Origin of the sequence: Variovorax sp. DXTD-1 (assembly GCF_003984625.1) — a bacterium.
Taxonomy (GTDB): domain Bacteria; phylum Pseudomonadota; class Gammaproteobacteria; order Burkholderiales; family Burkholderiaceae_C; genus Variovorax.
In genome coordinates, this window is sequence record NZ_RWKH01000013.1 from 120375 (window position 1) to 139216 (window position 18842).

Sequence of the window (18842 nt, forward strand, 5' to 3'; positions counted from 1 at the left end):
CCATGAACAAGCCTATCGACGCCCGCCTGCTGCAGCCCGCCGAGCCCTTTGCCGACTACCTCAAGAACACCGCCGCGCGCATCGACCCCGCGGCCGAGGCGGTGGCGCACGAACTCGGCGCGCGTGTCGGCATCAGCCGCCCGCACGAATCGGCGCACCTGCACGTGGCCGGCGAGGCCACCTACATCGACGACATTCCCGAGATTGCCGGCACGCTGCACTGCGCGCTGGGCCTCTCGCCCGCAGCCAACGGCCGGGTGACGGCGCTGTCGCTCGACGCCATCCGCGCGATGCCGGGCGTGGTGTCGGTGCTGACAGCCGACGACATTCCTGGCACCAACGACTGCGGCTCGATCGTGCACGACGACCCGATATTGCTTTCGCTGAAGGACGGCGGCCAGATCCGCTACCTGGGCCAGCCGGTGTTTGCGGTGATTGCCGAAAGCCGCGATGCCGCGCGCCGCGCCGCCGCGAAGGCGAAGGACGCCATCGCCGTCGAGGCCGAACCGCCCGTGCTCACGCCGCAAGAGGCGCACGCCCGCGGCCAGTACGTGGTGCCGCCAATGCACATCGTGCGCAGCGGCGGCGCGGCCAACGAAGGCGACGAGGCGGCGGTGCGCGCAGCCATTGCCGCGGCGCCGCACCGCCACAAGGCCACGCTCGACGTGGGCGGGCAGGAGCAGTTCTATCTCGAGGGCCAGATCAGCTACGCCATCCCGAAGGAGGGCGGCGCGCTGCACATTCATTGCTCCACACAGCACCCGAGCGAGATGCAGCACCTGGTGGCGCATGCACTGCACCTGCAGTCGAACGAGGTGCATGTCGAGTGCCGGCGCATGGGTGGCGGCTTCGGCGGCAAGGAGTCGCAATCGGCGCTGTTCGCCTGCGTGGCCGCGGTGGCGGCCAGCAAGCTGCGCCGCCCGGTCAAGCTCAGGCTCGACCGCGACGACGACTTCATGATCACCGGCCGTCGCCATTGCTTCTGGTACGAGTACGACGTGGGCTACGACGACGAGGGCCGCATCCTCGGCGCGGAGATCACCATGGTCTCGCGCGCCGGCCACTCGGCCGACCTTTCGGGCCCCGTGATGACGCGGGCGCTCTGCCACTTCGACAACGCCTACTGGCTGCCCAACGTGGCGATGCACGGCTTTTCGGGCAAGACCAACACGCAGAGCAACACGGCCTTTCGCGGCTTTGGCGGCCCGCAGGGCGCCATTGCCGTCGAGAACATCCTCGACTCGATCGCGCGCGAGCTGAAGAAAGACCCGCTCGATGTGCGGCGCGTCAACTTCTACGGAAAGGCGGAGAACAACGTCACGCCCTACCGGCAGACGGTGACCGACAACATCGTGCACGAGCTGGTGGCCGAGCTCGAAACGAGCAGCGACTACCGCGCGCGGCGCGAAGAAATCGCCGCCTTCAACCGGAAGAGCGTGGTGCTCAAGCGCGGCCTGGCGCTGGCACCGCTCAAGTTCGGCATCTCGTTCAACGTCAAGCACTTCAACCAGGCCGGTGCGCTGGTGCATGTGTACACCGACGGCTCCATTCTGGTGAACCACGGCGGAACCGAGATGGGGCAGGGCCTCAACACCAAGGTGGCGCAGGTGGTGGCGCATGAACTGGGCGTGAGCTTCGAGCGCGTGCGCGTGACCGCGACGGACACCACCAAGGTGGCCAACACCTCGGCCACGGCCGCATCGACCGGCGCCGACCTGAACGGCAAGGCCGCGCAAGATGCGGCGCGGCAGATCCGCGAGCGGCTTGCGCAAAGCGCGGCCGAACGCCATGGCGGCAAGGCGGGCGAAGTGCGCTTTGCCAACGACAAGGTCGAGGTCAACGGCCGCACGCTGGCCTTCAGCACCGTGGTGGGGGAGGCGTATCTCGACCGCAAGCAGCTCTGGTCCGACGGCTTCTACGCGACCCCCGGCCTCAGCTGGGACAAGGAAAAGATGCAGGGCCGCCCGTTCTACTACTACGCCTATGGCGCGGCGGTGAGCGAGGTGGTCGTCGACACGCTCACCGGCGAATGGAAGCTGTTGCGCGCCGACATCCTGCACGACGCGGGCAAGTCGCTGAACCCGGCCGTGGACATCGGCCAGGTCGAAGGCGCCTTCATCCAGGGCATGGGCTGGCTCACCACCGAGGAGCTGGTGTGGCATCCTGCCGACGGCTCCAGGAACGCGGGCAAGCTCACCACGCACGCACCTAGCACCTACAAGATTCCGACCGCGAACGACTGCCCACCCATCTTCAACGTGCGCCTGTTCGAGGGCCAGAACGTCGAGGACTCCATTCACCGCAGCAAGGCCGTGGGCGAACCGCCGCTGCTGCTGCCGTTCTCGGTGTTCTTCGCGATCCGCGACGCGGTGTCGGCGGCCGGCGGCCACAGGGTCGATCCGCCGCTGAAGGCGCCGGCCACGAGCGAATCGATTCTTCGCGCCATCACGGCCGTCCAGTCCGCATAGTCCACCCGTAGACTTTGGCGCATGTCCAAAGTTCTTCCAATGCCCTATTCCCTGATCTCCTTCGCGAAACACCGCGGAACCGGCTTCGCCGGGCCGGGGGAGGGAGAGCGCCATGCGTGACCAGGCGCTTTTCGACAAGATCGATCTGCACCTCATCCGGGTGCTGCACACCGTGCTGACCGACCGCAGCGTTTCTCGCGCCGCCATTCGCCTGGGCATGTACCAGCCGGCCGTGTCGGCCGCGCTGAAGCGCCTGCGCGAACTCTCGGGCGATCCGCTCCTGGTGCGCTCGGGCTCGGGCATGGTGCCGACCGATGCGGGGCTGCGGATGATCGAGCCTGCGGCCAGCATCTTGCGCGCGGCCGAGATGCTGTTCTCCGATGCACGCGGTTTCGAGCCGCAGTCGGCGGCCACCACCTTTCGCATCGCGGCCAGCGACTACATGGACCCGCTCTTCCTGCCGATGCTGGTGGCGCACGTGAAGCGCGAGGCGCCGCTGTGCCAGATCGAGATCCATGCGCTCACACCCGATTCGGACTATCACGGCCACCTCGCGCTCGGCCAGGTCGACCTGGTGATCGGCAACTGGCTCAAGCCGCCCGAAGACCTGCACATGGCCCGGCTCTTCGGCGACGAGGTGGTGTCGCTGGTCAACCAGGACCATCCGGCCGTGCGCCGCGGCTGGGACCTGGAGACCTGGCTTGCGGCCGAGCACATCGCGCCCACGCCCATGCACCCGGGCGGGCGCGGCATCATCGACCAGATGCTCGACGAGCTCGGGCGGCAGCGCAACATCACCGCGCGCTGCGCGCACTTCAGCCTCATTCCGGACATGGTGGCCTCGAGCCTCCTGGTGCTCACCACCGGGCGCCAGTATTGCGAGCGCTTTGCCGCACGCCTCCCGGTGAAGATTCTCGATTGCCCGGTGGCGCTGCCGCGCCTCATGTACTACCAGCTCTGGCACGAGCGCACCCATTCGTCGAGCTCCGCGCGCTGGCTGCGCGAATGCATCAAGGACGTGGCGGCCTCGCTGCGGCCCGCCTTCACCACGCCGGGCCAGCGGGCCCTCGCAGCGGAGGCTCCCGACCCGCCCTGACGAATCCTTCGGCCGCGCCGGCGTCGCGGCCGGGGCGACGATGAACGAACCGCCAAATACAACAGCTGGAGACAAGCGACATGAACAGGTTTGAAGAGGTGCCCAAGGTCACCGATCCCCACGCCTCGGGGACAGCCGCGCGCACGGCGCCGCGTAATGCGGGCTTGCTTGAACGCATGTTCAAGCTCACCGAGCACAACACCACCGTGCGCACCGAGGTCATCGCAGGGCTCACCACCTTCCTGACGATGGCCTACATCATCTTCGTGAACCCGTCGATCCTCGGCGACGCGGGCATGCCGAAGGGCGCGGTGTTCGTGGCCACGTGCCTGATCGCGGCGCTGGGCACGCTGATCATGGGCCTGTATGCCAACTACCCGATTGCCATGGCGCCGGGCATGGGCCTGAACGCCTACTTCGCCTACGTGGTGGTGCTGGGCATGGGCTACACATGGCAAGTGGCGCTGGGTGCGGTGTTCATCTCGGGCTGCCTGTTCCTCATCGTCACGGTCACCGGGTTGCGGGAGCTGTTCATACAGGGCATACCGCAGTCGCTTCGAACGGCAATCACCGTGGGCATCGGCATGTTCCTTGCGCTCATCGCGCTCAAGAGCGCGGGCGTGGTGGCTGCTTCGCCGGCCACCTTCGTCACGCTGGGCGACCTGCATTCGCCGCCGGTGGTGCTGGCCACGGTGGGCTTCCTGGTGATCGTGGCGCTCGACCGGCTCAAGGTGCGTGGCGCGATATTGATCGGCATCATGCTGGTGACGGTGCTGTCGTTCTTCTTCGGCGGCAACAAGTTCCATGGCGTGTTCGATGCGCCGCCGTCCATTGCGCCCACGTTCATGCAGCTGGACATCCTGGGCGCGCTGAAGGGCGGCATCCTGAACGTGGTGCTGGTGTTCTTCCTGGTCGAAATGTTCGACGCCACCGGCACGCTGATGGGCGTGGCCAAGCGCGCGGGCCTGCTGGTGCCCGGCAAGATGGAGCGAATGAACAAGGCGCTCCTGGCGGACAGCGGCGCCATCTTCGCGGGCTCGCTGCTGGGCACATCGAGCACCACGGCCTACGTGGAAAGCGCCGCCGGGGTGCAGGCCGGCGGCCGCACCGGGCTTACCGCGGTGGTGGTGGCGGCGCTCTTTCTTGCCTGCCTGATGATCTCGCCGCTCGCGGGCTCGGTGCCAGCCTACGCTACCGCCCCGGCACTGCTCTTCGTGGGCTGCCTGATGCTGCGCGACCTGGTCGAGCTCGACTGGGAAGACACCACCGAGGTGATTCCCGCGGCGGTGACCGCGCTGGCCATGCCTTTTACCTACTCGATTGCCAACGGCCTGGCCTTCGGCTTCATCACGTATGCGGTGCTCAAGCTGTTCACCGGCCGGGCACGGGAAGTGCATGCGATGGTCTGGGTGATCGCGGCGATTTTCCTGTTCAAGTTCGCCTACATCGGCGGACACTGATCGAAGCGCCGTCGGGCGCCGATGGATGCGGAAGCCGCTATTAAACTTATAGCTGCTTCCGCTTTGTTGCTGTTGAACGAGACAAACCCACGAAACCCGGCATGACAACCCCCAGACTCCAGCTCGCGAACATCACCAAGCGCTACCCCGCGGTGGTGGCGAACAGCGACATCTCGCTGGCCGTGGCGCCCGGCGAAATCCATGCCGTGCTCGGCGAGAACGGCGCCGGCAAGTCGACGTTGATGAAGATCATCTACGGCTCGGTCAAGCCCGACGAAGGCACGGTCGTCTTCGACGGCCAGACCGTCAACCTGCGCAACCCGCAGCAGGCGAGGGCGCTGGGCATCAGCATGGTGTTCCAGCACTTCAGCCTGTTCGACACGCTCACCGTGGCCGAAAACGTGTGGCTGGGCCTCGACAAGTCGCTGCAGCTGGCCGAAGTGGCGCGCAGCATCACGGCCAAGGCGAGCGAATACGGGCTCGACATCGATCCTTCGCGCCCGGTGCACACGCTCTCGGTGGGGGAGATGCAGCGCGTGGAGATCATCCGCGCGCTGCTCACCAACCCCAAGCTGCTGATCCTCGACGAACCCACCTCGGTGCTCACGCCGCAGGCGGTGGTCAAGCTCTTCGGCGTGCTGAACAAGCTGGCTTCGGAGGGCTGCAGCATTCTCTACATCAGCCACAAGCTGCACGAGATCCGCGAGCTGTGCACGGCGTGCACGGTGCTGCGCGGCGGCAAGGTCACGGGCGTGTGCAATCCGCAGAACGAAAGCAACGAGTCGCTCTCGCGGCTGATGATCGGCGCCGAGCCGCCGCCGCTCAAGCACCGGCCCGTGCATGCGGGCGCGGTGGCGCTGCATGTCGACAAACTGTCCCTCGCGCGTGAAGACCAGTTCGGCGTCGACCTCGACGGCATTTCGTTCGAAGTGCGGGCCGGCGAGGTGGTCGGCATTGCGGGCGTGTCCGGCAACGGCCAGAAGGAACTGCTCTACGCGCTCTCGGGCGAAGACGCGCGTGCCGAGCCCGCGATGGTGCGGGTGTTCGACAAGCAGGCCGGCCGGCTCAGGCCCCGTGCGCGGCGCGCGCTCGGCCTGCACTTTGTGCCCGAAGAACGGCTGGGCCGCGGCGCGGTGCCCACGCTAGGCCTTGCGCACAACCTCCTGCTCACGCGCGGCAATGCGGTGGGCAAGGGCGGCTGGATCCGCACCTCGGCGCTCGAAAAACAGGCCCGCGGCATCATCGAGCGCTTCAACGTGAAGGCCGGCGGACCGAATGCGGCTGCGCGGTCGCTTTCGGGCGGCAACCTGCAGAAGTTCATCGTCGGCCGCGAGATCGACGCCAACCCCAAGCTCTTCATCGTCGCGCAGCCGACCTGGGGCGTGGACGTGGGCGCCGCCGCGCTCATTCGCAGCGAAATTCTCGCGCTGCGCGATGCGGGCTGCGCCGTGCTGGTGGTGAGCGAAGAGCTCGACGAGCTGTTCGACATCAGCGACCGGCTGCACGTGATTGCCAAGGGCCGGCTTTCTCCTTCGATCGACCGCGCGGCCGCCACGCTGCCGCAGATCGGCGAGTGGATGAGCGGCCTTTGGGATAACAAGAACAACAACAAGGAGGCGGCCCATGCTTAAGCTCGAACCTCGTCCGGAGCTTTCGCGCTTCTGGACCTTCGCCTCGCCGATCCTGGCGCTGCTGATCACCGTGCTCATCGGCGTGGCACTGTTCGCCGCACTGGGCAAAGACCCCGTCAAGGGCCTGCTGGTGTTCTTCTACGAGCCCATCAAGAGCGGCTACGCCATCGGCGAGCTCACGATCAAGGCCACGCCGCTGCTCATCATCGCGCTCGGCCTGGCGGTGTGCTTTCGCTCCAACGTGTGGAACATCGGCGCCGAGGGGCAGTTCGTGTTCGGCGCCATTGCCGCAGGCGGCGTCGCGCTCATGGCCGACAAGACCACCGGCTCATGGATCGTGGTGGCCATTTTGGTTGCGGGCACCCTCGGCGGCATGGTGTGGGCCGGCATCGTGGCGTTCTTGCGCGACAAGTTCAACGCCAACGAAATCCTCGTGAGCCTGATGCTGGTGTACGTGGCCACGCTGCTGCTCGGCTACATGGTGTTCGGCCCGTGGAAAGATCCGCAGGGCTACAACTTTCCGCAGTCCAAGACCTTCGAAGCCGTGACGCAGATTCCGCGGCTCTTCAAGGGGTCGCGCGTGAGCATCGGCCTGATCATCGCGCTTTTAGGCGTGGGTGCGCTGTGGGTGTTCCTGTTCCGCACCCGGGCGGGTTTCGCGCAGCAGGTCGGCGGGCTTGCACCGGCGGCCGCACGCTACGCGGGCTTCTCGGCACGGCGCGCCATCTGGATCGCGCTGCTCACCTCGGGCGGCGCGGCGGGCCTGGCCGGCGCGCTCGAAGTGGCCGGCCCTCTCGGCCAGCTCACGCCGTACGTGCCGGCGGGCTACGGCTTCGCGGCCATCATCGTGGCCTTCGTCGGCCGGTTGCATCCGGTCGGCATGGTGTTCTCGGCCATCCTCATGAGCATGTTCTACATCGGCGGCGAGCTCGCGCAATCGCGCCTCGGCCTGCCCAAGTCGCTCACCGGCGTCTTCCAGGGCCTCCTGCTCTTCACGCTCCTGGCCTGCGACACGCTCATTGCCTACCGCATCCGCCGCAAGGCAGCGACCAAGGCCGCCGCCACCCACGCAACGAGCTCGCTGCAAGCCAGCACGCCGCTCACGGCTCCCGCCGCGCGGTCGACCGAAGGAGCCCTCTGACATGGACAGCTACGCACTCCTGCTGGGTTCGACCCTCAGCGCCGGCACCGTGCTCGCCATCGCGGCACTGGGCCTCCTCATCAACGAGAAAGCCGGCATCGTCAACCTCGGCGCCGAAGGCATGATGCTCTGCGCCGCCATCGCGGGCTTTGCGACGGTGGTCATCACGCACAACCCCTGGCTCGGCTTCCTGGCCGGCATGGCGGCCGGCGCATTGCTTGCGGCCTTCTTCGGCGTGCTGGTGATCTGGCTCAACACCAACCAGTACGCCACCGGGCTTGCGCTCAGCCTGTTCGGCGTCGGCTTCTCCGCGTTCGTGGGCATCAACTTCGTGCAGGCCAAGCTGCTCGAAAGCGTGTCGTATGCGGTACCAGTGTTCAGCGACATTCCGCTCATCGGACCCGCGCTGTTCCGGCACCACCCGATGGTGTATTTCGCGGTCGTCCTGACCGTCGGCCTGATCTGGTTCTTGTACCGCACCCGCGCCGGCCTGGTGTTGCGCTCGGTGGGGGAGTCGCCTGAATCGGCGCATGCGCTCGGCTACCCGGTGCGGCGCATCCGCTTCATGGCCGTGATTGCGGGCGGCGCGCTGTGCGGGCTGGCGGGCGCGTACCTCTCGACCGTCTACACGCCGCTGTGGGTCGAGGGCATGGTTGCGGGCCGCGGCTGGATCGCGCTCGCGCTCACCACCTTTGCCACCTGGCGGCCGATTCGCGTGCTGCTGGGGGCCTACCTCTTCGGCGGCGTCTCGATGCTGGGCTTTCACCTGCAGAGCAGCGGCGTCGACGTGCCGCCGCAGTTCCTCAGCATGCTGCAGTACATCGCGCCCATCGTGGTGCTGGCCCTGATTTCGCGAAACCCTGGGTTCATTCGCATCAACATGCCGGCATCCATCGGAAAGCCGTTCTACCCCGGCTCATAATCTTATTTTTCGTTTCCCGCCAACCTGTCCTTTTTTGAGGATTTCCGACAATGAATGATCTGAACAAGCGCTCTTCCCTGCTCAAGCTCGCCGCCCTGACCGCGGTGGCTTCGGCAGCCCTGATCGGCTGCGGCAAGAAAGAAGAGGCAGCGGCACCGGCTGCAACGCCCGCACCGGCTCCCGCGCCTGCAGCCGCCGCACCGGCCCCGGCCACGCCGCTCAACATCGCATTCGCATACATCGGCCCGGTGGGAGACGGCGGCTGGACCTTCGCGCACGACAACGGCCGCAAGGCGCTCGAAAAGGAATTCGGCGACAAGATCAAGACCACCTTCGTCGAGAGCGTGCCCGAGGGCGCCGACGCCGAACGCGTGTTCCGCGACATGGTCGGGCAAGGCAACAAGCTGATCTTCGGCACCACCTTCGGCTACATGGAGCCGATGCTCAAGGTGGCCACCGACAGCAAGGACGTGAAGTTCGAGCATGCCACCGGCTACAAGACCGCCGAGAACATGCGCACCTACGACAGCCGCACGTATGAAGGCGCCTACATGGCCGGCGTGATTGCCGGTGCCATGACCAAGACCAACACGCTCGGCGTGGTCGGCTCGGTGCCCATTCCAGAGGTGCTGCGCAACATCAACAGCTTTACGCTGGGCGCGCAGTCGGTCAACCCGAAGATCACGACCAAGGTGGTGTGGGTGAACGAATGGTTCAGCCCGCCGAAGGAAACCGAGGCCGCCACCGCCCTCATCAACGGCGGTGCCGACGTGCTGTTCCAGAACACCGACTCGCCGGCCGTGCTCAAGACCGCACAGGAAAAAGGCAAGCGCGCCTTCGGCTGGGATTCGGACATGACCGCCTACGGCCCCAAGGCCCACCTGGCTTCGGCCACCATCAATTGGGCTCCGTACTACATCAAGGCCACGCAAGACGCGCTCGACGGCAAGTGGGCCACCGGCCCAAGCTGGTGGGGCGTGAAGGAAGGTGCCATCGACATTGTCTCCATCGCCGAAGACGTGCCGGCTGACATCAAGACCAAGGTCGAAGAAGTGAAGAAGGGCCTGAAAGACGGCAGCTTCGTGATCTGGAAGGGCCCGATCCTCGGCCAGGACGGCAAGGAAGTGGTCGCGAAGGACGCCGTGGCCGACGACAAGTTTCTCTCGGGCGTGAACTTCTACGTCAAGGGCGTGGAAGGCAAGGTGCCGGGCGGAGACAAGAAGTAATCGCTTCGAGCCTCGCATCCAGAAAAGGGTCGCCTCAGGCGGCCTTTTTTGTTTTCAAGCGGCTGAAGATCAGCTTGGGCAGCCGCTCACCGGCCCTGAATCCGACACCGCCTCCACGCTGGCGCGCCCGCTGCGCGACCAGGCATCGGCCACGAGCGCAAGGGCGATGTCGTCGCTGCCCTGGCGTACCTCGATGCTGCGCCGCTCCTGGCGCCAGAAAGCGGCCTTGTTCAGCAGAAAGTCGGCTCTGCGGCCTGCGTCGAGATAGAACGGCGTGCTGTCGTGCTCGGGGCTCCAGGAGGCCACGCCCAGCTCGGTGGCGACTGCCTTTGCCTTCTCGGGCCCGCCGATGGCTTCGAGCAGTGCGAGCATCGTCGGCACCGACGCGGTGATGCCGGTGGTCGTGGCAACGCCGCGGTCCACCACGTAGCGCTGGTGCGGCACGTAGGTGGCGCCCGGGTGGCGCTTATGCAGCGTGCCGCGATCGTACCAATGGCCCGCAAAGCGACGCCCATCGAGCAGGCCGGCGCGGCCGACCACCAGCGCCCCGGAGCAGACGCCGATCACGCGCGCGCCCCGCGCCGCCTGCTGCTTCAGCCATGCGGAGACAGCGGGATCGTCGTCCGTGATCATCGCGGGCACGATCACGTAGTCGGCGCCCGAAGGGTTCTGCCGGTCGAAGCCGGCAAAGTCCTGCGCGCCGTCGATCTCCAGCGCGGGATACAGGGTCACCCGTCCGCTGCGCGGCGCCACGATGCGCACCTCGGCCACATCGGCACGCCTGAGCACCGCATGCGGCAGCAGCAGGTCGGTCATCTCGGTGCCTTCGTTCAGCGCGAGCACGGCAATCACGGGCCTGCCGGCACGAACCGGCTTCAGCGCATCGACAAAGGCCTGCTGTGCGCGCGCGAACATGGCCGCATCGGCCGGCGGCGGCGGCAGCAGCGGGGTGGCGCTTCCGCAAGCTGTTACCGCCAGCACGGCCAGCGTTGTAATACTTGCCTCTGCCAGCACTCGTAGTAACCTAAACATGCTGTCCCTCGATGACCGTGATGTCTTGAGCCTACGAATACCCACGCCCACCCACAAGGACGAAGAAGCCGCGGTTTCTGCCAGCGATGTGGTGCTTGTCGCGTTCGACGGTGTCGAGGCCATCGACGTCGCCGGCCCGGCGAGCGTGTTCAGCAAGGCCGAACTGCTGCGCCCCGGCAGCTATCGTTTGCACATCGCCTCGCCATCGGGCGGCAATGTGCTGACGAACGGCGGCCTGAGCTTTGCCGGAACCTGCAACCTGCGGCAATTGCCCGCGGCGATCGACACGCTCGTTGTCGCGGGCGGGGACGAACCGGGCGTGCGGACGGCCATCGTGGAGCAGCGCATCGGCGCATGGCTCGCAGAGGTTGCGCCCGGCGTACGCCGCGTTGCCAGCGTGTGCAGCGGGGCGTTCGCGCTTGCCGCGGCCGGCCTGCTCGACGGCCGCGAGGCCACCACGCACTGGCGCGCCTGCGACCAGCTGCAGGCGCTGTGGCCGCAGGTGCGGGTGCAACGCGAACGCATCTACGTGCATGACGGGCCGGTGTGGACATCGGCCGGCGTCACCACCGGCATCGAGCTGGCGCTCGCGCTGGTCGAAGACGATCTCGGCCATGCCGTGTCGATGGAGATTGCCCGCACGCTGGCATTGCCCATGCTGCGCGGGGCCGAGCAGCCGCAACTGAGCCAGGCGCTCGAGGCGCAGGCTTCGGCGAGCCATCGGCTGCGCGAACTGGTGGCGTGGATCGGCACGCATCCGCAGGACGATCTCTCGGTGGAGGCGCTGGCCGGGCGTGTGCAGATGAGCCCGAGGAATTTCGCGCGCGCCTTCGCGGCGGAGACCGGCCGCACGCCGGCGCGCTTTGTTGAACAGATTCGCGTGGCAGCCGCCGCGCAACTGCTGCGCCAGACGCAGTGGCCGCAAGACCGGATCGCGAGCCTCAGCGGCTTCGGATCGGTGGATGCACTGCAGCGTGCCTTCGCGCGGCAGCACGGCCTGACGCCGCAAGCCTATCGAACCCATGACCAAACTTGACGCTACCGCCCTTGCACTGATCGACAACTGCGCCCAAGCTTCCATCCAGCTCCTGGAACGCAACCTGACGCCGCACGGGATTTTGGCCGCGAGCCCCACCGAGGCGGCCGTGGCGCGGCGCTACACGCGCATCTTCGGGCGCGACGCCGCGATCTGCGTGATGGCGATGTGCGGCAGCGGCGTGCCCGCGCTGGAGAAGGGCGCCGTCGCCAGCCTCGATGCGCTCGCGGCGCAGCAGGCGGCCAACGGGCAGATTCCCAAATACGTCGACCCCGAAGGCCTCGACGCCGACTTCTGGTACCTGGGCTGCATCGATGCCACGCTGTGGTGGCTGATTGCTGTTGACCATGTGCGCCGCCATGGCCAGGTGGGTGCCTCGCACTGGAGCGGCGAGGTGGAGCGCGCCATTGGCTGGCTGCTGGCGCAAGAGCACCAGCATTTCAGGCTGCTGCAGCAGAACGAGGCCAGCGACTGGGCTGACATCATGCCCCGCTCGGGCTATGTGCTGTACACCAACGCGCTCTGGTACGAGGTGAAGCGCCGCTTCGCGCTGGAGCACGCCGAGGCCACCGAGCATCACTTCAATCACCTGTTCAATCCGTTCCAGCAAGACCTGCCCGAATACCATCGCGCACGGTTGCTTCGCCATTACGCGCGACGCGGCCGCGACGACCCGGGCCTGTATCTCAGCTTCGTCAATCTTTCATTCGTGGGCAACGAGGGCGATGTATTCGGCAACGTGCTGGCCATACAGAGCGGGCTGGCCGACGCTCCCATGGCGCGCCGCATCGTCAAGACCATCGTGGCCGCACGCGCTGCAGAACCTTACCCCGTGCGCGTGGTGCTGCATCCGCTCACGCGCGAGCATGCGCTGTGGCGGCCGTACATGGCGCGCCATCAGCAGAACGTGGTGCACCAGTATCACAACGGCGGCATCTGGCCCTTCGTCGGCGGCTTCTGGGTGATGGCGCTCGCGCGCATGGGCCTGCACGACCTCGCCTGGCCCGAGCTTGCGCGCCTGGCGCACGTGAACGAACTCGGCGGCTGGCGCTTTACCGAGTGGTTCCATGGCCGCACGCTGGTGCCGATGGGCATGGCGGGCCAGAGCTGGAACGCCGCCACCTTCCTGCTTGCGCAGCGTGCCCTGCAGGGCGGTGAGGCGGCCTGGTAGCTCAGACTGTGAGAACGATCTTGCCCACGTGCCCCGCGCGTTCGAGGTACTGGTGAGCCTGCACCACGTCGTCGAGCGCAAAGCTGCGGTCGATGCGCATCTGCAAGGCGCCGCTGGCCAGGCCCTCGTTGACGAAGCCCAGTCCGCGGCCGAACGCGTCCTCGTCGCGCGGCAGACCCATGGTGGGCGAACCGATGAACTCGAGAACCGTATAGACGTGGAAGCGCCAGCTCTTGCGAAACTGCGCAAGAACCGGGTACCTGAGCTCCGCGCCGCCGGAGAGCCCGTACAGCACATACCAGCCGCGTTGCGCGACCACGCCGCCCAGCCGCTCCAGCTGCGCACCGCCCACGCCGTCGTACACGAGGTCGACGCCGCGGCCATCGGTGAGCGCCAGCACGCGCCGGGCCACGTCTTCGTCCTGGGTGACCACCACATGCGACGCGCCCGCATCGAAAAGCGCCTGGCGCTTGGCGGCCGTGCGGGTGGTTGCAATGGCAATGATGCCGGCCGCGCGCGCCATCTGGAGCGCCGCAATGCCCGTGCCCGATGAGGCGCCTGTGACGAGCATCGTTTGCCCGCGCTGTAGCCGCGCCATCTCGAACATCGGAAAGTAGCCCGTCAGGTAGGCCATGTAGGCGCCGGCGGCTTGCGCGGGTGGGAGCGTTTCCGGGTAGCGGACCACGTGGGTCGCGGGAAACAGGATGCTCTCGCCATAGGTAGGGTAGCGGCCCTGATTGGCGCCGGGCAGAACCGCAACCCGGTCGCCGATGGAGAAGCCGCTGACACCCGCGCCCACCGCCTCGATGGTGCCGGCCGCCTCGTTGCCCAGCCCGGCCGGCAGGGTCGCGTCTTCGATGTACAAGTTCTGCCGCCACAGCGCATCGGCCCAGTTGAGGCCGATCGCCTGCACGGCGATGCGCACTTCGCCGGCGCCGGGCGCGGGCGTTTCGACCTGCTCAACCTTCAGCACCTCGGCGCCGCCGAACTCGTGGAAGCGGACCATCTTGCTCATGCGAAAAATCTCCGTTGAAAGACCGCGGCTGCGAAATCGCAACCGACCACGCCAATCTAGAGGCTCCGAGACAATCAAGGAAATCGATTCGCACGATATTCGGTATGCACACAATCGATAGCTTCAAGGCGCCTGAATGAAACCCTTCGAACTCAGTCGTATCGACCTGAACCTGCTCACTGTGCTGGCCGCGCTCATGCGCGAGCGCCACGTGAGCCGCGCCGCCGAGCGCCTGAACCTGGGGCAACCCGCGGTGAGCCACGCGCTCGCGCGGCTGCGCGAGCTCACCGGCGATCCGCTGCTGGTGCGCCAGGGGCGGATGATGGAGCCGACCGAGCGCGCGCTGGCGCTGATGCAAGGGCTTGGTCCCGCGCTCGAGCAGATCGAGGCAACGTTTCGGGCGCAGGCGGAGTTCGAACCCGAACGCGCCGCGCCGGTGTTTCGCATCGGCCTCACCGACGACCTGCAGATTGCCATGCTGCCGCGGCTGCTTCGCGCGCTCGGTGCCGAGGCGCCGCGCGCCAGGCTGGTCACGCTCACCGTCTGCTACCGCAACGCTGCGCAGCACCTGGACGACGGGCAGGTCAGTGCGGTGATGAGCTTCCTGAAAGACCTGCCCGCGGGTGCGAAGGTCCGCAAGGTTCGCACGGCGCGTTTCGCACTGCTGCGCACCGACACCGCCGCCGGAAAAATTTCGCTCGACGATTACTGCCGCCGCCGGCATGTGCTCGTGACCTACGCGGGCGACCTTTGCGGCACCGTCGACGAGACACTGGGCGCGCTCGGCAGGCAGCGCGATGTGGCCTTCTCGGTGCCGCAGTTCGGCAGCCTGCCCGCGGTGCTGGCCGGCACCGAGTTGCTGGCCACGGTGCCCGAGCATGTGGCGCAGGCGCTGTCGGCGCAGGGCGGGCTTCGCTACGAGGCCTTGCCGTTCGAAAGCCCGAGCTACCAGATCAAGCTGGCATGGCGCGCCGTAACCGACAAGGACCCGGCGGAGGCGTGGCTGCGCAAGGCGATGCTGCGCGCCTTTGGCGATTGAAGCAGCGCCGATATGATCGGCGCCAAACTCACTGGGAGACCGGTATGCGAGTGCACGGCAAGACAGGTTTTCTGGCCAGCCTGGGGGCCGCGCTGCTCTTTGCAGCCTTGCCGCTCAGGGCCGCATCGGCGGACGAGCCGGCCGTCTGGCCGACCGCCGGGTGGTTGACAAGCACACCCGAGGCGCAAGGCATGGATTCCGCCGCGGTCGCCAGGCTGGTCGACTTTGGCGCCGCGAACGCAATGGACAGCCTGCTCGTCACGCGCCATGGAAGGCTGGTTGCCGAGGCCTACTACGCACCCTACCGCGCCAATCTCAAGCATGCGGTGAACTCCACCACCAAGGCCGTTGTGGGAACGCTCACCGGTATGGCGATCCAGGACGGGCTGCTGGCTTCGCGCGACCAGCCGGTGATCGACTTCTTTCCCGAGCGAAGCATTGCGAATCTCGATGCTTCCAAGAAGGCGGTGACCATCGGGCACCTGCTCGACATGACTTCGGGCATCGACTGGAAGGAGAAGCTTGACGATTCGGTACCCGAGACAGCACTGCAGTTCGGGCGCAGCCGCGACTGGCAAGGCTTTGTGCTCGACCGCCCGATGGCACAGCCGCCCGGCGGAAGCTTCAACTACAACAGCGGCAACACGCATCTGCTGTCGGCCATTCTTGCGAAGAAGACAGGCGGCAGCACGCTGGCCTATGCGCAGCGCAGGCTGTTCCAGCCGCTGGGCATCGGCGACGTTCGCTGGCGCAAGGACCCGCAGGGCATCGAGACCGGCGGCTTCGGTCTTTACCTGCATCCGCGCGACATGGCGAAGATCGGCTACCTCTATCTGCGCAAGGGCCAATGGGAAGGGCGCCAGTTGCTGCCCACCGCGTGGGTGGACCAGGTCTTTCAAGCATCGGTGGACATGGGCTTCAAGAATGGGCCCGTCTTCCGTTATGCGAATGGCTGGTGGACCATTCCGGAAAAGCGCGCCTACATTGCGGCGGGCATGAACCGGCAGCTCGTCATCGTGATGCCGGACATCGACGTGGTTGCGGTCGTCACGGGAAGGCGCAACTACCTGCTGCCTCCGTTCATCGACATGATCGCGGGCTCTGTCCGTTCGGGCCGGCCGCTGCGCGACGACGGCGCTGCGCAAGCCCAGTTGGCCGATCGCATTCGCGCTGCGTCCGTAGAAAAGCAAAGTCCCGTGGCGCCCGCGCCGGAGCTTGCCGCGGCGGTTTCGCGCAAGGTCTGGCAATTCGACCGCAATGTGCTGGGGGTGAAGCGGCTGATGCTCGATCTCACGGCGGCCAACCCAAGCTACGAAATACTCTTCGACAACGGCCGCGCCGATGCGCCGGCCGAGCCGGTGACCGGGCCGCTGGGGCTCGACGGCTACTACCGCATCAACGAGAAGGTTGCCGACGCACCGGTCGCGGTCAGGGGCGACTGGACCGACCCGCAGAGCTTTCGCATCTTCTCGCGTTCGCTGAGCGATGGCGACGTGTCGATGTACCTGCTGCGCTTCGATGGCGCCAGGCTTAACGTGGCTTTCGAAAACAACCGCGGCTTCAAGGCCCAGGTGCAAGGCAGGGCCGCGGACTAGCGGCAGCCCTCGAATCAGGCAGCAGTCGCCGCGATTTTCTCGATGGCCTCCACGGCCCGGGCCAATCCGTTCTCCGCACGCATCTGCTCGCCCAAGGCATGCGCCTTGGCGCGCACCTCCGGGCGATCTGCAAATGCAATCGCCCGCGCCAGTTCATCCGCGCCCAGGCGGCTGCCTGCAACCGCCGCCGGCGCAACGCCTGCCAGCGCCAGCCGGTGCGCCCAGAAGAACTGATCGCCCGCAAAGGGCACCACCACCGACGGCACCCCCGCGCGTGCGGCCGAATGCGTGGTGCCCGAGCCGCCGTGATGCACCACCACCGACATTCGCGGAAACAGCCAGTCGTGCGGCATGTCGCCCACCACATGGAAGTTGGCGGGCAGCGACTGCACGTCGATGCCGCTCCACCCGGGGTTGAACACGGCGCGCCGACCCCCGACGGCATCGACCACCACCTGGCGCAGGCGGCCCGCATCGAAGCCGGTCATGCTGCCGAAGCCGATGTAGACCGGTGGCTCGCCCGCGGCGAGAAAGGTACTCAGCGGCTGCGGCGGTTGCCATTCCGGCGCCGGTGGAATCCACTGGCCGCAAACGGCTGCGTTCGCGGGCCAGTCGGCCGGCCGCGGCAAAACGCTGGGCGAAAAGCCGTAGAGCGCCGGGTGCGTGCTCCAGATGCGCCGGCGCGGCGGCAGGCCGCACACTTCGGCGCGCGCTGCATTCAGCGCCTGCCGGAATGCACGCCACAGCATTGCAGTGACCAGGTGATGGCTGGCGCGGTTCAGAACGCGCGGCACGCGCGAAGGCGGCAGGAAGGGTGATGCGAACTCACGCGTTGGGGTGAGCGGGAACATGCCGGCGCCAATGGCGGGCACATCGAGTGCTTCCGCCGCCGACAGCCCCACGAAAGCGGCGAGCCCTGCACACACGATGGCATCGCACCCGCGAGCGGCCTCGGCCGTTTGCCGCAGCCAGGCCGCGGCTTGCGCGTTGGCGATGTCCGCGAGCGCCTTGGCTGCCGCGCCGGGCCGGTCGCTCTGCGCCACCACGTTGGCAATGGCCCCGCCGGTGCCCAGCGCGCCGCGGATGTCGCCCGCCAAAGCGTGCGAGCGCACGCCGAGCCGCTGCGCGGTGCCCAGCGTGGATGCGTCCGCCAGCAGCACCGAGGCATGGCCTGCGTTGTCGAGCGCATGGCACAGCGCTGCGAGCGGACGGGTATCGCCCTCGGTGCCGTAGGTGACGATGGCGATCTTCATGCGCGCTTTCTCCGCAGTGGCTTGCCGGCGGCACGGGCGCCGCTGACAAAGATTTCGACAATGACCGCAAACTCGTCGCCGAGCACCAGGCCCGGCTGCGTGAGCCATCGCATCAGCGCGCCGAAGTACAGGTGGTGCAGCAGCGAAGCCAGGTGTTCGGCCGGCAGGTCGGCGCGCAGCGTGCCGTCTTGCTGAGCCTGCGCGATCAGCAGCGCAAAGAGCCCTGCAAGGTCGCGCGGGCGCCCTTGGGCATCGCCGGCGTCGAGCTCGTCCTCGATGTTGAGAAAGCGAAACCGGAAGTAGTCGAGCAGATAGGCCCGGTAGCGCTCCGACCATTCGGCCGACGCGTCGAGCAGCTGCATCAGCCGCGACTCGAAGCTGCCGGGCTTCTCGGCCAGGCGGCTCAGCCGTTGCGTGTCCTCGGCCAGCTCCTTGTGCACCCAGTGCGCGAGGATCGCTTCCTTGGTCGGAAAGTGGTTGTACAGCGTGCCCTTGGCCACATCGGCCTGCAGCGCGATCTGCTCCATGGTGGTGGCGTTGTAGCCGTTGGCTTCGAAGAGCCGCATGGCAATGGTTGCCACGCTGTCGAGCGTTTGGGCGCGGCGCCGCTCGCGCCTGCCTGTAGGTTCTGCGTCTGCCAAAGGTCAGCCATTGAAATATGAACGTCGTTCAAGTTTATACGATGTTCACGTTTGACGCGGGACGGTCGGGCGGTTGCGGGGAGAGCCACGCTCAAACTGCCGGTCGAGACCAAGGC

At 67.0% G+C, this 18842-nt stretch carries 14 protein-coding genes and 1 pseudogene; 11 read left to right on the top strand and 4 right to left on the bottom strand.

What is annotated here, in order from left to right:
- Window positions 1–2: 2 nt before the first annotated feature.
- From xdhB to EJI00_RS14305, 7 genes are all read left to right on the top strand, one after another.
- Window positions 3–2468, top strand: a complete 2466-nt coding sequence (gene xdhB, locus EJI00_RS14275; protein WP_126748162.1) for a xanthine dehydrogenase molybdopterin binding subunit — start codon at window positions 3–5, stop codon at window positions 2466–2468.
- Window positions 2469–2580: 112 nt separating this feature from the next.
- Window positions 2581–3564 carry a LysR family transcriptional regulator gene (locus tag EJI00_RS14280; RefSeq protein ID WP_126748163.1) on the top strand — a complete coding sequence of 328 codons (984 nt, stop codon included), beginning with the start codon at window positions 2581–2583 and terminating at the stop codon, window positions 3562–3564.
- Window positions 3565–3740: 176 nt separating this feature from the next.
- Window positions 3741–5024, top strand: coding sequence for an NCS2 family permease (locus EJI00_RS14285; protein ID WP_185868140.1), 1284 nt, complete (start codon window positions 3741–3743; stop codon window positions 5022–5024).
- A 101-nt stretch (window positions 5025–5125) separates the two neighbouring features.
- Entirely contained in the window at window positions 5126–6655 is a 1530-nt protein-coding gene (locus tag EJI00_RS14290; protein ID WP_126748165.1) for an ABC transporter ATP-binding protein, read from the top strand.
- The gene (locus EJI00_RS14295; protein ID WP_126748166.1) at window positions 6648–7796 is read left to right on the top strand and encodes an ABC transporter permease; all 1149 of its coding nucleotides are present in this window, start codon (window positions 6648–6650) and stop codon (window positions 7794–7796) included. Before EJI00_RS14290 ends, EJI00_RS14295 begins: the two co-directional genes overlap by 8 nt.
- 1 nt (window position 7797) lies before the next feature.
- Entirely contained in the window at window positions 7798–8718 is a 921-nt protein-coding gene (locus EJI00_RS14300) for an ABC transporter permease (RefSeq protein ID WP_126748167.1), read from the top strand.
- A gap of 50 nt (window positions 8719–8768) precedes the next feature.
- Window positions 8769–9944, top strand: coding sequence for a BMP family ABC transporter substrate-binding protein (locus EJI00_RS14305; RefSeq protein WP_126748168.1), 1176 nt, complete (start codon window positions 8769–8771; stop codon window positions 9942–9944).
- A gap of 87 nt (window positions 9945–10031) precedes the next feature.
- On the opposite strand, the pseudogene EJI00_RS14310 reads toward EJI00_RS14305, so the two are convergent.
- Window positions 10032–10976 (bottom strand): annotated as a pseudogene (locus EJI00_RS14310) (DJ-1/PfpI family protein); the annotation flags it as partial.
- A 37-nt stretch (window positions 10977–11013) separates the two neighbouring features.
- On the opposite strand from EJI00_RS14310, the gene EJI00_RS14315 reads away from it, so the two are divergent.
- Both EJI00_RS14315 and EJI00_RS14320 read left to right on the top strand, forming a co-directional pair.
- Entirely contained in the window at window positions 11014–12012 is a 999-nt protein-coding gene (locus tag EJI00_RS14315) for a GlxA family transcriptional regulator (RefSeq protein WP_126748203.1), read from the top strand.
- Complete coding sequence (locus EJI00_RS14320) at window positions 11999–13183, top strand: amylo-alpha-1,6-glucosidase (protein ID WP_126748170.1); 1185 nt, start codon at window positions 11999–12001, stop codon at window positions 13181–13183. The genes EJI00_RS14315 and EJI00_RS14320 overlap by 14 nt, the downstream gene beginning before the upstream one ends.
- Before the next feature lies 1 nt (window position 13184).
- On the opposite strand, the gene EJI00_RS14325 is transcribed toward EJI00_RS14320, so the two are convergent.
- Complete coding sequence (locus EJI00_RS14325) at window positions 13185–14198, bottom strand: zinc-dependent alcohol dehydrogenase family protein (protein WP_126748171.1); 1014 nt, start codon at window positions 14196–14198, stop codon at window positions 13185–13187.
- 136 nt (window positions 14199–14334) lie between these two features.
- On the opposite strand from EJI00_RS14325, the gene EJI00_RS14330 reads away from it, so the two are divergent.
- Together EJI00_RS14330 and EJI00_RS14335 are read left to right on the top strand one after the other, a co-directional pair.
- The gene (locus EJI00_RS14330; RefSeq protein WP_126748172.1) at window positions 14335–15237 is read left to right on the top strand and encodes a LysR family transcriptional regulator; all 903 of its coding nucleotides are present in this window, start codon (window positions 14335–14337) and stop codon (window positions 15235–15237) included.
- Window positions 15238–15281: 44 nt separating this feature from the next.
- Window positions 15282–16832, top strand: coding sequence for a serine hydrolase domain-containing protein (locus EJI00_RS14335; protein WP_126748173.1), 1551 nt, complete (start codon window positions 15282–15284; stop codon window positions 16830–16832).
- A 14-nt stretch (window positions 16833–16846) separates the two neighbouring features.
- On the opposite strand, the gene EJI00_RS14340 is transcribed toward EJI00_RS14335, so the two are convergent.
- Together EJI00_RS14340 and EJI00_RS14345 are read right to left on the bottom strand one after the other, a co-directional pair.
- On the bottom strand, window positions 16847–18085 hold the full coding sequence (locus EJI00_RS14340; RefSeq protein WP_126748174.1) for a glycosyltransferase: 1239 nt from the start codon (window positions 18083–18085) through the stop codon (window positions 16847–16849).
- The gene (locus tag EJI00_RS14345; RefSeq protein WP_260590727.1) at window positions 18082–18726 is read right to left on the bottom strand and encodes a TetR/AcrR family transcriptional regulator; all 645 of its coding nucleotides are present in this window, start codon (window positions 18724–18726) and stop codon (window positions 18082–18084) included. The genes EJI00_RS14340 and EJI00_RS14345 overlap by 4 nt, the downstream gene beginning before the upstream one ends.
- Window positions 18727–18842 lie beyond the last annotated feature (116 nt).